The organism is Halorubrum sp. SD612, from assembly GCF_002135005.1.
Genome location: NZ_NEWI01000065.1, coordinates 1 through 16,480, shown reverse-complemented (window position 1 = coordinate 16,480; position 16,480 = coordinate 1). Strand labels below are relative to the sequence as shown.

Annotated in this window: 15 protein-coding genes and 1 pseudogene; 4 read left to right on the top strand and 12 right to left on the bottom strand. The window is 73.2% G+C overall.

Features of this window, described 5'->3' with window-relative positions; translation table 11 throughout:
• Nucleotides 1-231, bottom strand: a pseudogene (locus tag B9G38_RS18535) (hypothetical protein); the annotation flags it as partial.
• Nucleotides 232-250: 19 nt separating this feature from the next.
• On the opposite strand from B9G38_RS18535, the gene B9G38_RS09030 reads away from it, so the two are divergent.
• Complete coding sequence (locus B9G38_RS09030) at nt 251-583, top strand: uS10/mL48 family ribosomal protein (RefSeq protein ID WP_049929748.1); 333 nt, start codon at nt 251-253, stop codon at nt 581-583.
• 84 nt (nt 584-667) lie between these two features.
• Here the strand turns inward: B9G38_RS09030 and tgtA are convergent, their stop codons facing one another.
• From tgtA to B9G38_RS08990, 8 genes are all read right to left on the bottom strand, one after another.
• The gene (gene tgtA / locus B9G38_RS09025; protein WP_086220174.1) at nt 668-2,146 is read right to left on the bottom strand and encodes a tRNA guanosine(15) transglycosylase TgtA; all 1,479 of its coding nucleotides are present in this window, start codon (nt 2,144-2,146) and stop codon (nt 668-670) included.
• An 85-nt stretch (nt 2,147-2,231) separates the two neighbouring features.
• Nucleotides 2,232-3,044: a Nif3-like dinuclear metal center hexameric protein gene (locus B9G38_RS09020; protein ID WP_086220173.1), complete on the bottom strand. Its 813-nt coding sequence runs from the start codon at nt 3,042-3,044 to the stop codon at nt 2,232-2,234.
• Nucleotides 3,045-3,536: 492 nt separating this feature from the next.
• Nucleotides 3,537-4,877, bottom strand: coding sequence for a glutamyl-tRNA reductase (hemA, locus tag B9G38_RS09015; RefSeq protein ID WP_086220172.1), 1,341 nt, complete (start codon nt 4,875-4,877; stop codon nt 3,537-3,539).
• On the bottom strand, nt 4,874-5,545 hold the full coding sequence (locus tag B9G38_RS09010; protein WP_086220171.1) for a bifunctional precorrin-2 dehydrogenase/sirohydrochlorin ferrochelatase: 672 nt from the start codon (nt 5,543-5,545) through the stop codon (nt 4,874-4,876). Before B9G38_RS09010 ends, hemA begins: the two co-directional genes overlap by 4 nt.
• Nucleotides 5,546-5,576: 31 nt before the next feature.
• Nucleotides 5,577-6,662 (bottom strand): Lrp/AsnC family transcriptional regulator, encoded by a 1,086-nt coding sequence (locus B9G38_RS09005; protein WP_086220170.1) that lies wholly within the window; start codon nt 6,660-6,662, stop codon nt 5,577-5,579.
• Nucleotides 6,663-6,758: 96 nt separating this feature from the next.
• Nucleotides 6,759-7,226 (bottom strand): hypothetical protein, encoded by a 468-nt coding sequence (locus B9G38_RS09000; protein WP_086220169.1) that lies wholly within the window; start codon nt 7,224-7,226, stop codon nt 6,759-6,761.
• 10 nt (nt 7,227-7,236) lie between these two features.
• Nucleotides 7,237-7,635: a 30S ribosomal protein S6e gene (locus tag B9G38_RS08995; protein WP_086220168.1), complete on the bottom strand. Its 399-nt coding sequence runs from the start codon at nt 7,633-7,635 to the stop codon at nt 7,237-7,239.
• 66 nt (nt 7,636-7,701) lie between these two features.
• Nucleotides 7,702-8,445: a lipoate--protein ligase family protein gene (locus B9G38_RS08990; protein WP_086220167.1), complete on the bottom strand. Its 744-nt coding sequence runs from the start codon at nt 8,443-8,445 to the stop codon at nt 7,702-7,704.
• Between the two features lie 137 nt (nt 8,446-8,582).
• Here B9G38_RS08990 and B9G38_RS08985 point away from each other — a divergent pair, with 137 nt between their 5' ends.
• The 3 genes from B9G38_RS08985 (at nt 8,583) to B9G38_RS08975 (ending at nt 11,764) form a co-directional block, all read left to right on the top strand.
• A complete protein-coding gene (locus B9G38_RS08985; protein WP_086220166.1) occupies nt 8,583-10,259 on the top strand; it encodes a histidine kinase N-terminal 7TM domain-containing protein in 1,677 nt (558 codons plus the stop codon).
• Nucleotides 10,256-11,227 carry a hypothetical protein gene (locus B9G38_RS08980; protein WP_086220165.1) on the top strand — a complete coding sequence of 324 codons (972 nt, stop codon included), beginning with the start codon at nt 10,256-10,258 and terminating at the stop codon, nt 11,225-11,227. The genes B9G38_RS08985 and B9G38_RS08980 overlap by 4 nt, the downstream gene beginning before the upstream one ends.
• A gap of 75 nt (nt 11,228-11,302) precedes the next feature.
• Complete coding sequence (locus B9G38_RS08975) at nt 11,303-11,764, top strand: PaaI family thioesterase (RefSeq protein ID WP_086220164.1); 462 nt, start codon at nt 11,303-11,305, stop codon at nt 11,762-11,764.
• Here B9G38_RS08975 and B9G38_RS08970 read toward each other — a convergent pair.
• The 3 genes from B9G38_RS08970 to B9G38_RS08960 all read right to left on the bottom strand — a co-directional run bounded on the left by B9G38_RS08970 (nt 11,734) and on the right by B9G38_RS08960 (nt 16,051).
• Entirely contained in the window at nt 11,734-13,764 is a 2,031-nt protein-coding gene (locus B9G38_RS08970; RefSeq protein WP_086220163.1) for a molybdopterin biosynthesis protein, read from the bottom strand. The genes B9G38_RS08975 and B9G38_RS08970 overlap by 31 nt on opposite strands.
• Entirely contained in the window at nt 13,761-15,020 is a 1,260-nt protein-coding gene (glp, locus tag B9G38_RS08965) for a gephyrin-like molybdotransferase Glp (protein ID WP_086220162.1), read from the bottom strand. The genes B9G38_RS08970 and glp overlap by 4 nt, the downstream gene beginning before the upstream one ends.
• Before the next feature lie 110 nt (nt 15,021-15,130).
• Entirely contained in the window at nt 15,131-16,051 is a 921-nt protein-coding gene (locus B9G38_RS08960; RefSeq protein ID WP_086220161.1) for a PHP domain-containing protein, read from the bottom strand.
• Nucleotides 16,052-16,480 lie beyond the last annotated feature (429 nt).

The following is a 16,480-nucleotide window of genomic DNA, read 5'->3' as shown; positions in this document are numbered from 1 at the left end:
CTTCAGGAGCAAGTACTCCCGTTCGCCGCGGGTATCGCGGAAGAGGATGGCTCCGGCACTGGTCGCTTCGACCGTCATTGGCCGCAGGTAAGCGATCACCCCTAAAGAGCGTGTCGGACTCCCGAACGGATCCGAACGGCTCGGCCGCGTCGAACGGTCTTCGGCCGGATTCGCGGCGGGGTCTCGCGCGGCGACCGCGGGTAGGTGCGTTTTTACCGCTCCGGCGGTCATTCACGCACGACCCCCAGCCATGACCTTCGTCACGAAACTCCACTTCGCGTCCGGCGACCGCGACGTGCTCGCCGAGACCGTCCAAGAGCTCAAAGAGACGCTCGAACGCAAGGGCGCCGAGTGTAAGGGCCCGCACGCGAGCCCCTCGGAGCGCGTCACCGTGCCGCTGTACAAGGACCTCTCACCGGGCGACGAGTTCTCGCCGTGGCGCTACGACGTGTATCACCGCTCGATGGAGATCCACGGCGCCGACGACATCGCGCGGTCCGTCGTCGCGCGCGGCTTCCCCGACTCGATCCACGTCGAGGTCGAGGTCGGCCAGAAGAAACCGCTCGGTCACCGGCGCGACTGAGTCGCTCGACGCCGCCGAACCGACCGACGACTCCGGTCACGGCTGCGGTTTTCGCCGCGTCGGAATCCACGCGCCAGCGCCGGCTCAACCGAGCGTCCGGAGGTTCTCCGTCTCGACGCGGTCCGGCAGCCGCGCCAACGCGGCGTCGCACCACGCGTCGTGCCCGAGCGTGAGCGTCGTCTCCGGGTTCGCCGCCGCGAGCGCGGCCACACCCGCCGCCGCGGCGACCTGCGCCGCATCGTCGGTCCGCTCCGGAACCTCGGCGGTGAGCGGGTACGTCTCCGAGAGCGCGGGCGGATACGGTCCGAACGGTGGCTTCACGCGCCACACCGCGTCGTACGCGTGATTCGAGGGGGCCTTCGACTCGGTGAGCAGGAGGTCGTCGGGCGCCGCCAGCGGATCGAGTCGGTCGTGGTGTCGCATCACCTCGGGGCGACGGGCCGCCTCCCGTGAGGTGTAGAAGAACGCGTCCTTCGACCCGGGGTCGGTCCGCTCCAGTTCGTCGGCGTGGTCGAGCAGCGCGCGGTAGCCGTCAAGCATCGCCGGGTGGCCGCGGGCGCGGCGGTCGACCAGCTCCAGCAGCGTCCCCGAGCGGATCGCCTCCTTCACGCGGCGCAGTTCCTCGAAGGTGACGTGGAGGTTGTGCTCGGCGAGCAGCCGCTCCGCCTCGCCGTCGTCGAAGCCGCGGAGGTCCGCCGGCTCGTGGTCGGCGCACACGGGACACGAGCAGGGGAAGTAGTCGAGCGCTTCGAGGTGTTCGGTGCCCGAGACCGTCAGGTAGCGGCCGTCGCGGGCCATCAGCGCGTACGCGGCCGAGTCGAACAGATCGCAGCCAGCCGCCACCGCGAGCGCCAGCATCATCGGGTGGCCGGCCCCGAACAGGTGGACCGGCGCCCCCGGCCCGAGCCCGCGCTTCGCCGCGCGCACCGCCTCGACCACCTCGGCGTAGCGGTACGAGTTGAGCAGCGGCACCATCGCGCCGACCGGGAACACGTCGAGGTCGGTCGCGGCCGCGTGGCGCCCCGCCTCCTCGCGGAGGTCGGCGTACGTCGCCCCCTGGACCGGCCCGTTGACGAGCATCTCGCCGGTCTCGGCGGCCTCGGCGTCTGCGAGCGCCCGCTTCGTCGTCTCGAGCTCTGACTCGGCGCGCTCGCGGTCGGCGTCCGGGGGCGTCGGCACGTCGACGGGCGTCGCCACGTCGCTGCCGATCTGTCGCTGGAACTCGATTATCTCCTCGGTCGTCACGTCGATGTCGCCGTACTCGGCCAGCTGGAAGGAGCCCGAGTCGGTCATGATCGCGCCGTCGAAGCCGAGGAACTCGTGGAGCCCCTCGTCGAGCACGCGGTCGCGGATGCGGTCCGTGCTGCGGATGATGTAGGAGTTCGTGATCAGCATCTCCGCGCCGAACTCCTCGCGGAGCCGCTCCGGCTCGATCGTGAGCACGTTGGGGTTGACCACGGGCAGGAGCGCCGGCGTCTCGACCGTGACGTCGGCGCGGGGGACCGTCAGCCGACCGATCCGCCCGGCGGCGTCGTGGTCCCGGATCTCGAAGTGATCGCGCATACCCGGACTGCGCGGACGCGAGCGGTAAGGGTTGCGTTCGGCGGCGAGCGCGCCCGCAGGGGCCGCCCCCCGGCGCGGGCGGGGCTCAGAGCCCGGTCGGATGCGAGAGGTACGTCGTCTCGACGCCCCAGTCGGCGGTCAGCGACTCCAGCGCCCGAACGCCGAACGTCTCCGTCGCGTAGTGGCCGGCGAGGAAGACTGTCAGCCCGGCCTCGCGGGCGTCGTGGTACACCTGTTGTTTCCCCTCGCCCGTGATCAGCGCGTCCGCGCCCGCCGCGACCGCCTCGTCGAGCCAGTCGACCCCGGAGCCGGTGACGACCGCGACCCGTTCGACCTCGTCGGGCCCGAAGTCCAGGACGCGCGTGGGCGACGGCTCGCCGTCCGGTTGGCCCTCGAACCCGTCGAGCGTCTCGCGGAGCGCGTCCGCCGAGCGCGGCGCCGCCGTCTCCCCGATCGTGCCGATCGTCACCGGGCCGATCTCGCCGAAGGGGTCGCGGTCTTCGAGTCCGATCTCGGTGGCGACGCCCGCCGCGTTGCCCAGTTCCCGGTGGCCGTCGAGCGGGAGGTGCGAGACGTACAGCGCGATGTCGTGCTCGATGAGCGCCGCGATCCGGTCGTGGACGCGACCGGTCACGCGTTCGATGCCGCCCCACGAGAGCCCGTGGTGGACCACGAGGACGTCGGCGCCCGCGTCCGCGGCGGCCTCGATCGTCGCCGTCGCGGCGTCGACCGCAAAGGCGACCCGTTCGACCTCGGGGTCGTCGGCGGGTCCGGCGCCCGGGCTAGCGGCCTCGCCGCCCGGGCCGACCTGAAGGCCGTTCGCGCTCGCGTCGACGTCGGCGTACGCGGCCGTGTCGAGCTCCTCGTCGAGTCGGTCGACGTACTCGGAGAGCCTCATACCGACCCGTGGGCCGGCCGGGGAATAAAGCGCGGCGGTCCGTCTCAATCGGCGCTGCTCGCAGTCGCGGTCGATCCAAGATTCTCGCAGATGTCAATTTATAAATGAACGCGCGGCGGCGCGTGCCTGCGAGCGGCCGCCACCGGCGGCCGCGAGGAGCACGCGCGAGGGAGTCGGCCGACCGCAGGGAGGCCGACGAGGTTGGGGAGGTGTGAGGTGCTGTGCGGTGCGGTCGGGTGGGACTCAAAGGGGCAGCCGCGAGGCTGGGGCTTTGGAGGTGTTCGCCGTCGATCTGCCAGGTACTATTTATAAATGAGCGACTGGGGCTTTGAAGATGTTCGCCACCGTTCCGCCAGCAACGGCCAATATATGAGTCGCTGGGGCTTCGGCGGGCTTCACGGCCGATTCGACAGTAATTATTTAAAAACGAGCGGCCGGGCCGCTGAAATCGTTCAGCGCCGATCCGCTGACAACCACTTATAAGTGATAATTTTAATCGTCCAACTCTTCGGCCACGGAGTCCGGGATCGCGTCCGGGCCGCCGGCCGCGGCGTCGGTGATGTCCGCCTCCTCCGGACCGCCGGCCTGCGACGTGAACTCGGGATCGAACAGCCGGAGCGCCGTGCGGATCGTCTCCCAGTCGTCCTCGCCGGCCGCGTCCCGGAGCGAGCGCGTCGGGGCGGCGAGCAGCTGGCCGACGAGGGCGTCGGCGAGGTCGGCGACCGTCTGGCGCTGCTCGTCCGTGAGGTCACCCTGCGCCTCCAGCTTCGACATCGCGCGGTCGAGCTCGCGCGCCTTCACCCGGTCCGCGCCGGCGTACATCGCCGAGATGGCGTCGTCGGCGCGCTTGCGCTTGTACGCCTCGAGGATGCGGTCGAGCTCCGCGTCGATGATCGACTCGACCTCGCGCGCCTCCGCGGCGCGGCTCTCCCTGGTCCGCTGGGTCACGTCTTCGAGGTCGTCGATGTCGAAGACGGTCACGCCCTCGCGCGCGCCGGCCGCCGGGTCGACGTCGCGGGGCTGCGCGATGTCGATACAGACGACCCGGCCGGCGCCGTCGACGTACGACGGGTGGACGACGAGGTCGGGGCTGCCGGTCGCGGTGACGACGAGGTCGGCGTCGGGGACCACGGCGGGGAGGTCCGCGAGCGGCACCGCCTCCGCGGGCGTGTCGACCTCCTCGGCGACGAACTCCGCGTGCGGGACGGTGCGGTTCGCGACGACGATATCCGAGACCGGCGTGTCGTCGAGCGCCCGGGCCGCGAGCGTCCCCATCTCGCCGGCCCCGACGACGACGGCCGAGCCGTCGGTGAGGTCGATCTCGTCCGCCGCGAGCCGGACCGCGGCGGAACCGAGCGAGACGACGCCCTCGTTGATCTCGGTTTCCGTCCGCGCCCGCTCTCCGACGTGGAGCGCCTTCGTCACGGCGTCCTTGAGGACGGGGCCGATGCCGCCGGCGGACTTCGACTCCTCGTAGGCCTCCCGCAGCTGCCCGATGATCTGGTCTTCGCCGAGCACGAGCGACTCCAGCCCGGAGGCGACGCGCATCAGGTGTTCCAGGCTCTCCTCGTGGTCGAGGCGGCGGACCGCGCCGCCGCGGACGTCCGGCGCGAACGTCGACAGCGCCGTCGTGCCGTCGACGGTCCGGTCGGTGACGACGTACGCCTCCGAGCGGTTACACGTCTGTACCGCGAACGCCTCTTCGACCCCTTCTCGCGCGAGCAGGTCGGAGACGGTCGCGCGGACGCCGTCGCCGCCGGCGGCCTCGATCTCGTCGACGGTCGCGTCGGCGTGGGCGACGCTCACGCCGGCGATCGCACCCGTCTCTCTCATCGGTCGAGTACCTCCTCGATCACGGTGTCGGCCTCTTGCCGTCCGTTGGATCTCCCCTTTTGTAAACCCTTCCAAACCCCCCGGGATCTGACAACGCGGCGAACCGCTTCCCGGCGTTTCTCGGGAGGTATACCCTCGGATTTCAGTTCCTCGCGGATCTCGCCAGAGAGCGCCGCCATCTCGCCCGCCCCCTCTATCTCGGCCTCGATCCGTTCGCGTAACGCCTTCGCGAGCGCGGGGCTGGTCCCGCCCGTCGAGAGCGCGACGGTCACCGGCTCGTCCTCCACCGTCGCGGGCACCACGACGCTCCCGGGGTCGCGACCCCCGGAGACGTCGGTCCGGTTGACCAAGATCCCGCGGTCGAGCGCGGCCGACTCCACGGCGGCGTTGACCGCGGCGTCGTCGGTCGCGGCGACCGCGAGCGCGGGACCGAGCCGATCGATCCAGCCGGCGACCGCGTCGGCGTCCGGAGCGGCGCGTAGCAGTTCGATCGCGGTGTCGCGCTCCGCCTCGGGGTCGTCGGGCGAGGGCAATCGCTCGTCGAAGTCGGGACTCACGACCACGACGCGCGCGGCCTCGTCGAAGCCGCGGGCCTTCCGCGAGCCGACGGGGCCGCCGCCGAAGACGACCACCGTCTCGCCCGCGAAGTCGTGGTACAGCGGCGTCACGAACGGCCTCCGGTCCCCGCGGTTCGGGGAGTCACGCCGTGTTGCTGTCCGCCCGGTCCGCGATGCGGATACCGGTCTTCTTCAGGATGCGCGTCGAGAACAGGGTGTCCCAGTCGTCCGCGCCGACGTCCCAGTAGTCGTCCATCAGCTCCCTGACCTCGGTGATCCGGCGCTCGCTCTCGGCCTCGGTGCGGCCGTGCGTCATGGCGAAGAAGTTGTACTCCCAGACGCCGGCGTGGCGCGGGCGCTCGTAGCAGTGCGTGACGAAGCCTAAGTCGGCGACGGCGGGGCCGACCTCGTCGAGGGCGTCTTCGGGCACGTCCCAGACGGTCATCCCGTTCTCCGTGTAGCCGAGCGCGTAGTGGTTTGGGATGACGCCGACGCGGCGCACCTTCTCCTCCCGCTCGAACCCCTTGATTGTCTCGGTCACCCAGTCCACGTCGGCGCCGACCGCGGCGGCCACGTCGGCGTACGGCGTCTCGGTCACCGGGAGCCCGCCCTGGATCTCGACGACGAGGTCGCGCTCGTCGGGCGTCAACGTTCCGCGATCGCTGGGCGAGACGTCGGGCCCGAGCCCCGAGAGGTCCACGTCGCCGTCGGGGACCGGGCCGTCGACGAGGAACTTCGCGCCGACGTGGAACTCCCGGAGCTTCGGGAGGTTGTACGTCTCCTGGCCCGTCGCGTCCTCGATCTCCGCGAGCACCTCCTCGACGCGGTCGCTCCCGTCCTTGTCGGGGTCCGGGTGGTCCGCGACGCTCACCACGAACCACATGTTGAGGTGCGGGTGCTCCCGCTCGTAGTTGTGTGCGACCGCGGTGAACTCGTTCACCGTCTCCGCGACCTCGTCGTAGCGGTCCTCGGGCGCGTGCATCGCGACGAGCGAGGCGGCGCCGCCGATCTCCTCGGCGTTGACGAGCGCGCCGAACCGCGAGAGGATCCCCTCCTCGTCGAGCTCGCGGACGCGCTCGCACAGCTCCGGTCCCGTCACGTCGACGCCGCGCTCGCGGAGCGCGGCCGCCGCCGCGTCGAAGGGGCGCTCCACGACCGGGAAGCCGCCCTGGAACGCGTTGATGATCGCGCGGTCGAGCGCCGTCAGGTCCGCGTCGACCTCCTGCATGGACCGACCTCGGGGCCGCGCGAGAATAAGCGATCCGACCTGACGCCGCGCCGCCGCGGCGGAGGGTGACCGTCGACGCCCGGCGCGCTCCGGGAGCTACCCGTCCACGTCGCGGGCGATGTCCGCGAGCGACGACCGCGGCCCGCGGTCCGCGTCGTACACGGTCCGCTCGCCGGGGATCCGCAGCCCGTACAGCTCGCCGGACACCACCACGTCGAGGACGACGCTCTCGCCCGGCTCCCGGCCGTTCGCGTCGAGCCACTCGACCAGCCGGTTCGTCCCCTCGCCGGACTCGCGCGCCAGCCGCCGGTTGTCGAACGCGCCGCGGAGGAGCCGCCCGCGCGAGTCGGCCGCGACACGCGCGTGGTACTCGTCGCGACCGATCGCGACGCGGATCAGGTCCCCCTGACTCACTCCAAGCGCGTCGCAGGTCCCGGACTCGACGCGCCCGTCGAGCGCGTCGTCGTCGGGAAGTCTGACGCAGGGGCGGCGAGTGCCGCCGCTCCGGGCGAGCGAGACGCGAACCGAGGAAACGTCCTCGCCGTCGGAGGGAACGCGAGGCATCGAAGCGCCGTTACTCGTCGGCGTCGGCGTCGCCCTCGCCGAGCGCGGCCGCCACGTCGCCGTCGCCGTCGACGACGCTCGCATTGATCTGCGCGATGTCGTCGTCGACCTCGCGGCCGCGGACGGTGATCCGCTTGCGCTCGCCCTCGCGGGAGGGCTCGAAGCCGATGCCGCCCTCGAGGAGGAGCTCCTTCAGGCGGGTGCCGGAGACGTCTTCGCGCATCGGGCGCCCGGTCTCGTCGGAGCCGCCGGTGAGTTCGATCGTGTGGTCGGAGAGCCCGACGGCGTCGCCGCCGATCTCGTCGCCGAGTTCGCGACCGAGGAATCGGTTGGCGTCCTGTCCGTCGACCTCTCGCTGGAACGTCTCGCCGGTCTCGGGGTCGGCGACGACGACTTTGAATTCGGCCATGCCCGAACGCAGACCCCCGCGCATAAAAAGCACGTCGAAACGTCGGAACCGCGCGCCGCGCAGCGCTCAGTCGGCTGCCCCGCCGACGCGCACGATCCGGCGCTCGCCGTCGCCCCACGGCTCCTCCACGAACGCGGTCTCGACCGCGCGGGCGACGGCGTCGGGGTCGTCCGGACCGCCGGCGTCGGCGACGCTCCCGACCGAGCCGGGATCGAACGGCAGGCCGAGCGCGTCGTAGACCGGTTCGGTGACCGACGCGATCGGCGCGGCGTCCGCCGCCGAGACGACGAGGACGCCGGCGACGAGCGCCGCGTCGGCGCGCACGCGCTGCGCGAGCCCGGCGACCTTCCCGCCGCCCGCGGCCCCGCCGGTTTTCGTCGCACCGCCCCCAGCGACGCGCAGGGAGTGCTCGCCGGGGCAGAACGCGGCCGGGGGCTCGCCGCGGACCACGTCGGCGCCGAGGTCGCGGAGCGCGTCGCGGAGCGTCTCGGTCGCGGTCTCGTACCGCGAGTCGATCGACCCCCGGTCGCCGCCGGTCGGTACCGCGACGCCGAACGAGAGCGTCGACCCGGTGTACGCGACCGCGCGACCGCCCACGTCGCGCTCGACGGCAGGGAATCCGGCCGCGCGCGCCGCCCGCTTCGCCCGGTCGAACCCCGGCTCGCGGGCGTCCCGCCGGCCGAAGGCGACCTGCTTCGGCGGCGCCGTGACGCGGACGGCCGGGACCCCCTCCGCGGCCGACGCGAGCAGGTCGCCCGCCGGCTCCCGGTCGGCCGCCGGGGTCGCGAACTCGCCCCTGTACACGCGCATGGACGTGCCGACGGCGGCGGCACACAAGCCCCTTGCGCCGAGCGCGGTCGCTCGGGGCGGGGAGAAACCGAGGGCCCCGGGGGGCGCCGGCGCGTGACACAACAGTTTTGTCGGCGCTGGAAGTGGTACCGGTATCGATGAGCGACCTGAGCGCCCTGCCGGTTCAGGCGTACCTGACCGCCTGCCTGCTGGCCGGCGTCATCGGGCTCTGGCTCGGTCGGGTCGCGTGGCGGGAGCGCGACGAGCCCGGCGGCCTCGAGGTCGCGCTGTACCTCCTCAGCGGCGGCGGCGCGTCGCTGCTGTACGGCCTCCAGATCGTCGCGTCCGGTGAGCTCGCGATGCGCGTCGCGCTCAGCCTCGCGACGCCGCTCCTCGGCGCGCTTCCCGTCCTCTGGATGGCGTTCGCGCTGGCGTTCACCGGGCGCGAACGCTGGCGGACGGAGAACCGGATCGTCGCGCTCGCGACCCCCGCGTTCGTCTGGGTCCTCCTCGCGTGGTCGAGCGGGACCCACGGGCTGGCCCGGCGCTCCGTCGCCCCCGTCGCCGACGGCCCGTTCACGCTGCTCGGATACGGGTTGGGTCCCGCCGGCGGCGCGTTCGTCCTCTTCGCGTACGCGCTGTGTCTCGCCGGCGCGTCCCTCGTCGTCGACCTCTACGACCGGACCGGGAACCGCTACCGGCTCCAGACGTTCGTCGTGCTGCTCGGCACGCTGTTCCCGTTCCTCGCGGGGGCCGTGACGTTCGTCGACGTCGGGAGCTACGGGGACCTCTCGTGGCTGCCGACGGCGTTCGTGATCCACGGCGTGTTCCTCTACGGCACCGTCTTTTGGCTCGGCACCCTCGACGCCGCGGTCGTCGCGCGCGACACCGCGGTCGAGGTGATGCAGGACCCGGTGATCGTCTCCGGCTCCGACGGGCGGATCCGCGACCTCAACCCCGCCGCCGAGTCGCTCCTCCCGCCCGACGCGGTCGGCTCATCGCTGTCGGACGTGTTCCCGCGGCTGGAGTCCGGCGTCGAACACCCGATCGCCATCGGGGACCGCGAGTTCGACATCCAAGAGAACCCGATCACGGACCCGCGCGGGACCGACCGCGGCCACGTCTTCCTGCTCCGCGACGTGACCGCGCGGGAGCGGCGACAGGCGGAACTCGAACGCCGGGAGGCGGAGCTCGAACGGCAGAACGAGCGGTTAGAGGAGTTCGCCGGCGTCGTCTCGCACGACCTGCGAAACCCACTTGCCGCCGCGTCTGCGGCCGTCGAGCTGGCCCGCCAGCGCGACGGCGACCCCGACGGCGCCTTAGAGCGGGCCGCGAACGCCCACGAGCGGATGGACGACATGATCGAGGGACTCCTCGCGCTGGCGACGGCGGGGGAGACGGTCGACGACCTCGACCGGGTCTCGCTGGACGGGACGGTCAGACGCGTCTGGTCGCGGCTCGAGACCGCCGACGCGACGCTGACCGTCGAGGGCGACGCGACCGCGTTGGCCGACCGCGACCGGCTCGAACAGCTGACCTCCAACCTGTTCCGCAACGCGATCGAACACGCGGGAGAGGACGTGGCCGTCACGGTCGCTATCACCCGAGGCGGCGACCGGGCCGCGCTCTCGATCGGCGACGACGGTCCCGGGATCCCGGCCGAGGAGCGCGAGCGAGTCACCGAGCGCGGCGTGTCGCTCGGCGGCGGCACCGGGCTGGGGCTGGCGATCGTCGGCGACATCGCCGAGGCGCACGGCTGGACGCTCTCGGTCGCCGAGTCCGACGCCGGCGGCGCGCGGTTCGTGATCGAGGGGATGGAGGTCGCCGACCCGTGACCGACCCGCCGGAGGCAACCGTCACGCTCCCCGCGGAGGTCGTCGAGCAATACGAGAAGTTCTCGCGGTTCAACTCCCCGTACCCCGCCCACGAACGCGGTCGCGCCGTCGACCTCTACCCGGGCGACGGGGTCGGCCACTCTCCGGTCGCCGGGACCGTCAGCGCGGTCCGCACCGTCGGCTGTCCGGACCGCCCGTATGCGGCCGACGAGGACCACCTGATCGTCGTCGGCCTCGACGATGAGTGGTGTGCTCGCGCGGGCGCGCCCTCCGGCACCGTCGCGCGGATCCTCCACGTGATCCCGGCGGTGACGCCGGGCGACCGGGTCACCGTCGGCGACGCGCTCGGCCCGACGACCCGCTCGGGCTTCTTCGGCCAGTGGGTCGACGACCACGTCCACCTCGGGTTCCGCCCGCCGGACGCGAACCCCCTCCGAGCGAGCGGGTCGCTCCCGGTCGCCGCGGACCTCCCCGTGGAGCGGGTCGCGTGGGACGGGACCGGAACCGTCGTCGAGCGGGGGCCGACCCACGTCGTGCTCGCCGGCCCGCGGCGGACCGAGCCCGGACCGTCGTTCGCGGCGCTCGCGAGCGACGGGGGGGTCCCGCTCGACGGCGGACTGACGCACTACGCGGGCGGCGGGACGTTCGCGGCGAGCGACGCGGCGCCCGGCGAGGACGGGAGAGACGAGCGACGCCCGCGGTCGGGCGACGCGGTGTCCCTCCTCGGGACCCGGATCGGAACCGCGGCCGCCCACGGCGGGGGGTCGTCCGGGTCGCCACGGGTCGAGTGGGGGGCGGTCGACGTCCGCGCGAACGGCGATCGCATCGTGGGGCTCTCCCTGTTCGCCGCGCGCGGCGAGCGCTTCGGCGTCAAGTTGGTCTGTCCGGACCGCTCGTTCGCGATCGGCGAGTCGGTGACGGTCGAGCTCGTGCCAAGCGACGACCCGATCCGGCTCGGCGTCGGGTGAGCGAGGCCGTCAATCGATCGCCGGTTGTCGCCCGTTTCCGGGGGGTACAAGCCGTCCCGGGACGACCGGCGGGACATGGATCAGACGGACATCGCGGAGATGCACCCGCTCCCCGACGCGGCGACGCGGTTCGTCGAACAAAAGTTAGAGGACGAACACGGCTACCTCTCGTGGCTGAACACGTCGGTCGAGACGGTCGAGCGCGGGCGCGTCGTGCTCTCGATCCCCTTCGACGAGAAGCTCACGAACACGGACGGGCAGACGATCCACGGCGGCGTGGCGGCGACGCTGATTGACACGGCCGGCGGCGTCGCGCAGCGCACGACGTTCGAGGACCCGCTCGACGGCGGCGTCGCGACGGTGAACCTCAACGCGAACTACCTCCTCCCCGCAACCGGCGACCTCCGCGCGGAGGCCGAAGTGATCCGGGCCGGCGGCTCCATCGGCGTCAGCGAGATGACCGTCACCAGCGGCGTCGACGGGGACCGCGGCGAGGTCGTCGTCGGTCAGGGATCGTTTCGGCTGTTCCGCGAGTAGCCCGGGAGGTCGGCGAGGATCGCGTCGATCCCGCCGCGACCGCCGTCACCGTCGAGTGCGGCCGCCAGCGCCGCGACCGGCTCGCGGCCGGCGCGATCGGGGGCCGCCCTGACGACGACCGACTGCTCGCCGAGCGGGACGAACGCACAACCCAGCCGTTCCGCCGTCTCGCGGAGCCCGAGCCCGGCGTCCGCGTCGCCCGCGACGACCGCGCGGGCCGGGCTCTCGAACGCCTTCGCGGTCCGCTCGTAGCCGTCGATCCGCTCGGCGAGGTCCCGGCGGTCGGCGTCGCGCTCGTCCGCGAGGTCGTCGAGCGCCGTGTCGAGGCTCCGACGGAGGCCCGAGACTGTTGACCGGTTCCGGAAGCGGAGGTCGCAGTCGACGAGGTCCGCGATCCCGGTCACCGCCTCCGGGTTGCCGTCGGGGACGACAAGCCCCCACTCGCGGGTCCAGCCGCCGAGGGCTTCGGCGTCGACCTCGCGGTCGGTCGGTCCGGCGGTCACCGCCACGTCGGGGACGCCGTCGCGGAGGCGGCGGTGCCCCTCGCGCGAGCCGACGGCGAGGTACCGCGGGTTCGCGAGGCGGTCGAGCAGGCGGTTGAGCGCGGGGTCGTCCTCGCCGACGCCGAGCAGCGTCGGCGGGCGCACGTCCGGCGAGAACAGCTGTACCTCGACCGCCTCACCGGCGTCGAGGACCTCCGTGTCCGGGTCGACCGCGACGACGCCGTCAGCCTCGACGAGGCTCGTCGTCGCGCCGGACCCCTTGTCCACCGGGTAGACGAGCGGGGGGGCGTCGTCGTCCAGGTCGAGCAGGCCGACGGGCATCAGCCGGAGACGGCCCTCCGAGTAGCGCTCGCTCACGCCCATCCGCCCCTCGACGGTCGCCGTCGCGGGCTCGGGCTGGCCGGCGGCGTCGCGGATCGCGGGCGCGACGAACGTGCGAAATATGGTGAGCGCGGACACCGGGTAGCCGGGGAGGCCGACGTACGCGGACTCGCCGACCGAGGCATCGTTCCGGGCGGCGTCCTCGCCGACGCCTTCGTCGCCGTCGCCGCCGTCGGAGCCGCCCCGGTCGAGCCGGCCGATCAGCATCGGCTTCCCGGGCTTGACCGCGACGCCGTGGAGCAGGAGCTCCCCGCGCGCCTCGATCACGCGGTAGATGACGTCGACCGCGCTCGCCGAGGTCGACCCCGACGAGAGCACGAGGTCGCACTCGTCGGCCGCCCGGCGCAGCAGCCGCTCCATCTCGTCGTAGTTGTCGCCGGCGTGCGGGTAGAGGACCGGCTCGCCGCCCGCCTCCTCGACGCCGGCGGCGATCGTCGTCGAGTTCACGTCGTAGATCTCCCCGCGGTCCGGGTTCAGCGCCTCGCCCGGGCGGACCAGCTCGTCGCCGGTCGAGACGATACCGACCCGCGGCCGCCCCTCGACCGGGACCTCGTCGACGCCGAGCGCCGACAGCAGCCCGATCTCGCGGGGCGTCAGCCGCGTGCCCGGTCCGAGCGCGCGGGCGCCGGCGGCGATGTCGGTCCCGGCTGTCATCACGTGATCGCCCGGCGCGACCGGCGTGCGGACAGCGATCCGCGAGGGACCGTCGTCGTCGACCCCGTCCCCGCCCGAACCGAGCTCGTCGGTGCGCTCGACCATCACGACCGCGTCGGCGCCGTCGGGCATGACGGCGCCGGTGGAGATCTCCGCGCAGGTCCCCGGCTCGACGGTCACGTCGGGCGCGGCGCCCGCGTGGACCGCGCCGACGAGGTCGAATTCGGCGGGATCCGCCTCGTCCGCGCCGAAGGTTTCCCGCGCGCGGACGGCGTACCCGTCCATCGACGCGCGGTCGAAGCCGGGCACGTCGATCGCGGCGTCGACGCGCTCGGCGAGAACGCGACCGCGGGCGTCCGCCAGCGAGACCGTCTCCGGGGTCGGCGACAGGTCGAGCGATTCGATCGCCTCGCGCGCGGCCTCGGGGGTCGCGAGGTCCCGGAACTCCTTGCGGTCGCTCATTCCGTCACCTCCCACAGTTCGACGTCGACGGACTCGCCGGCGTCGAGCCCCTCCCGCGGCTCGGGCACGACCACCCAGCCGTCAGCGAGCGCGACGCTGGAGAGGATGCCGGAGCCGCTCGCGCGGGTCGGCGTCGCGGTCGGGAGCGCGTCGTCGACCGCCGCGTCCCCGTCAGGGCCGTCGTCGGGACCCGAAAGTGACACGCGCGCGAAGGTCCGTACACCGGGCTCGCTCGCAACCTTCCGGCCGAGCGTCGCGCGCCGCGTCGGGAACGGCTCTACGTCGGCCCCGCCCGCGCGCTTCATCGCGGGGCGGAGGAACTGCGCCGCGTTGACGATGCACGCGACCGGATAACCGGGCAGCGAGACGATCGGCGTCCCCTCAGCCCGGCCAAGGCAGACTGGGTGGCCCGGCTTCAGGGCGACGCCGTGGACCAGCACCTCGCCGAGGCCGTCGACGACCTCGGGGATCAGGTCGCGCTCGCCGACCGAGGAGCCGCCGGTCGTGACGACCACGTCGGCGTCGAGGTCGGCCCCGACCGCCTCCCGCAGCGCGTCCGGGTCGTCGGTGACGACGTCGCGGTAGCGCGCCTCGCCGCCCCAGCGCTCGACGAGCCGGGAGACGGTGAGCCCGTTCGTCTCGATCACCTCGCCGGGGCCGGGATCCGACTCCACCAGCTCCTCGCCGGTCGGAATCACGGCGACCTCTGGCGGCTCCCGAACCGTGACGGTGTCGAGGCCCACCGAGCGCAGCAGGCCGAGGTCGGAGGGGCGCAGGGCGTGGCCGGGCTCGTAGAGGCGCTGGCCGTCGGCGACGTCCTCGCCGGCCTCGCCGACGTTCTCGCCGGTCGCGACCGCCTCGAACACCTCCACCTCGCCGTCGACCGACTCGACCTGTTCGATCATCACGACCGCGTCCGCGCCCTCCGGGACTGCGCTGCCGGTGTGGACCCGAGCGGCCTCGTCGGGCGCGACCGCGTCCGCCTCGGCGGGCTTGGCGGTCAGGGCCGCCGGCGCTCGGTCGCCGGCGCCGAAGGTGTCGCTCGCGCGGACGGCGTACCCGTCCATCGCGGCGCGGTCGTACCCCGGCACCGGCGCGGGTGCGTCGATCGGTTCGGCGACGACGCGGCCGTCGGCCGCCTCGACCGGGACCGCCTCCGTTCGGTCGTGGGACGTGACGGCGTCGAGCAGCGTCGCCCTCGCGTCCGCGACCCGGGTCCGCCGCTTGAACCCGGACTCGCGTCTGTCGTGGCTCATGGGAACACATTCGCGGCCGCGGGCAAAAACCCCGTTCTCCGCGGCCGCCGGCGCCCGGACGTTCGCGGTCTCGACCGTTCGCGGTCGCGACCGCTCGCGGGCGCGGCCGGTCAGACGAACCAGGAGAGGATCCGCCGGGTCCGGTGGATCGACTGGAGGGCCGCGACCTTGGCGGCGACGGCGCCCCCTATCGCGGTCCGCTTGGTGGCCAGCGCGCCCCGGGTCGCGCCGGTCCGCGCGTAGTACGCCGACCGGCGCCCGGCCGCGCCGACGTAGTGTTTCGCCGCCATCCGGACCGGCGCGCGGCGGCCGTCGACGGTCGTCGTGCCGCGGCGGATCGCCGCCAGCACGTCGTCGGCCGTGACCTCGCGGACGGAGTCGGCGCCCTCGACCGTCAGCTCCGTGAACGCCCGGCCCACGTACCGGAGGTGGTGCGCGTCGCTCGCGGCGACGCCCGGATAGCCGTGTTCGGCCGCGAACCGCCGCGCGCGACGGTTTCGGTACCCCGTGAACAGCCACGCGTTGAACACCTCGATAGCGTCGACCTCGGCGGCCGGCGCGGCGGGCGCCGCCTCCGGGTCCGCGCCGGAGCCATCGCCCTCGGAGGCGCCGTCCGCCGCGACGCGCTCGTCCGCGTCCGCGGGCGGTTCGGGGACCGGGATGTCGCGCTGGCGGACGCCGTGGCGCGAGCGCTGAAAGGGGTGGGGGACGATCGCGACGCCGCCGCGCTCCCGGATCCAGCTGACCGTCTCGGCGTACGGGCGGCCGCGCGGGGGCATCCGCTCGACGCCGATCGCCAGCAGGTGCCCGTGCGCGGTCGACACCTCCACGCCGGGGATGCCGATCAGCCCGTACTCGGGGGCGATCTCCGCGGCGCGCTTCGACTCCCGGATCACGTCGTGGTCGGTGATGACGACCGCGTCGAGCCCGATCTCGGCCGCGTGTTCGAGTATCAGCTCGACCGGCTCGTGGCCGTCGTAACTCCCCTCGGAGTGGACGTGCGGGTCGACGCTGACGGTGACGCGGGACACGCCCCACCTACGCGGCGGGAGCTATATAAATGGCCGAGCGACGGCGGTCGACCGCCCGGACGTGCGAGCATTTATAAGCGGGTCGCGGCGGCGCGTGCCTGCGAGCGGCCGCCACCGGCGGCGGCGACGAGGCTGGGGAGGCGTGAGGCTGCGGTCCCGCGAGCGACCGGAGGGAGCGTGCGGGAGTGCGGAAGTCGCAGCCCGCGCAGCGAGCGAAGCGAGCGAGGAGGACCGTCTTCCGGCGGTGCGGTTGCGGGCGGGCGGGACTCGAAGGGGCAGTCGCCGGCGGCGCGTCGCGCCACGCCGTCGCGAGGGCGGCGCAGGCGTTCGCCGCCGATCCACCAGCGGCCACTTCCGCTCTTTTGTAGGCGACTGTTGATACCGGCGAGCTGTCGCTGTCGTGTCGCAGTGGACAAGGACACTGCGTCA

Excerpts from the sequence above, each read along its gene's own strand:
- B9G38_RS08995 (WP_086220168.1), bottom strand. The coding sequence starts at position 7,635 with ATGGCCGAATTCAAAGTCGTCGTCGCCGACCCCGAGACCGGCGAGACG.
- B9G38_RS09005 (WP_086220170.1), bottom strand. The coding sequence starts at position 6,662 with ATGCAGGAGGTCGACGCGGACCTGACGGCGCTCGACCGCGCGATCATC.
- glp (WP_086220162.1), bottom strand. The coding sequence starts at position 15,020 with ATGAGCCACGACAGACGCGAGTCCGGGTTCAAGCGGCGGACCCGGGTC.
- B9G38_RS09000 (WP_086220169.1), bottom strand. The coding sequence starts at position 7,226 with ATGCCTCGCGTTCCCTCCGACGGCGAGGACGTTTCCTCGGTTCGCGTC.
- tgtA (WP_086220174.1), bottom strand. The coding sequence starts at position 2,146 with ATGCGCGATCACTTCGAGATCCGGGACCACGACGCCGCCGGGCGGATC.
- B9G38_RS08975 (WP_086220164.1), top strand. The coding sequence starts at position 11,303 with ATGGATCAGACGGACATCGCGGAGATGCACCCGCTCCCCGACGCGGCG.
- hemA (WP_086220172.1), bottom strand. The coding sequence starts at position 4,877 with ATGAGAGAGACGGGTGCGATCGCCGGCGTGAGCGTCGCCCACGCCGAC.
- B9G38_RS09020 (WP_086220173.1), bottom strand. The coding sequence starts at position 3,044 with ATGAGGCTCTCCGAGTACGTCGACCGACTCGACGAGGAGCTCGACACG.
- B9G38_RS08985 (WP_086220166.1), top strand. The coding sequence starts at position 8,583 with ATGAGCGACCTGAGCGCCCTGCCGGTTCAGGCGTACCTGACCGCCTGC.
- B9G38_RS08970 (WP_086220163.1), bottom strand. The coding sequence starts at position 13,764 with ATGAGCGACCGCAAGGAGTTCCGGGACCTCGCGACCCCCGAGGCCGCG.
- B9G38_RS08990 (WP_086220167.1), bottom strand. The coding sequence starts at position 8,445 with ATGCGCGTGTACAGGGGCGAGTTCGCGACCCCGGCGGCCGACCGGGAG.
- B9G38_RS09030 (WP_049929748.1), top strand. The coding sequence starts at position 251 with ATGACCTTCGTCACGAAACTCCACTTCGCGTCCGGCGACCGCGACGTG.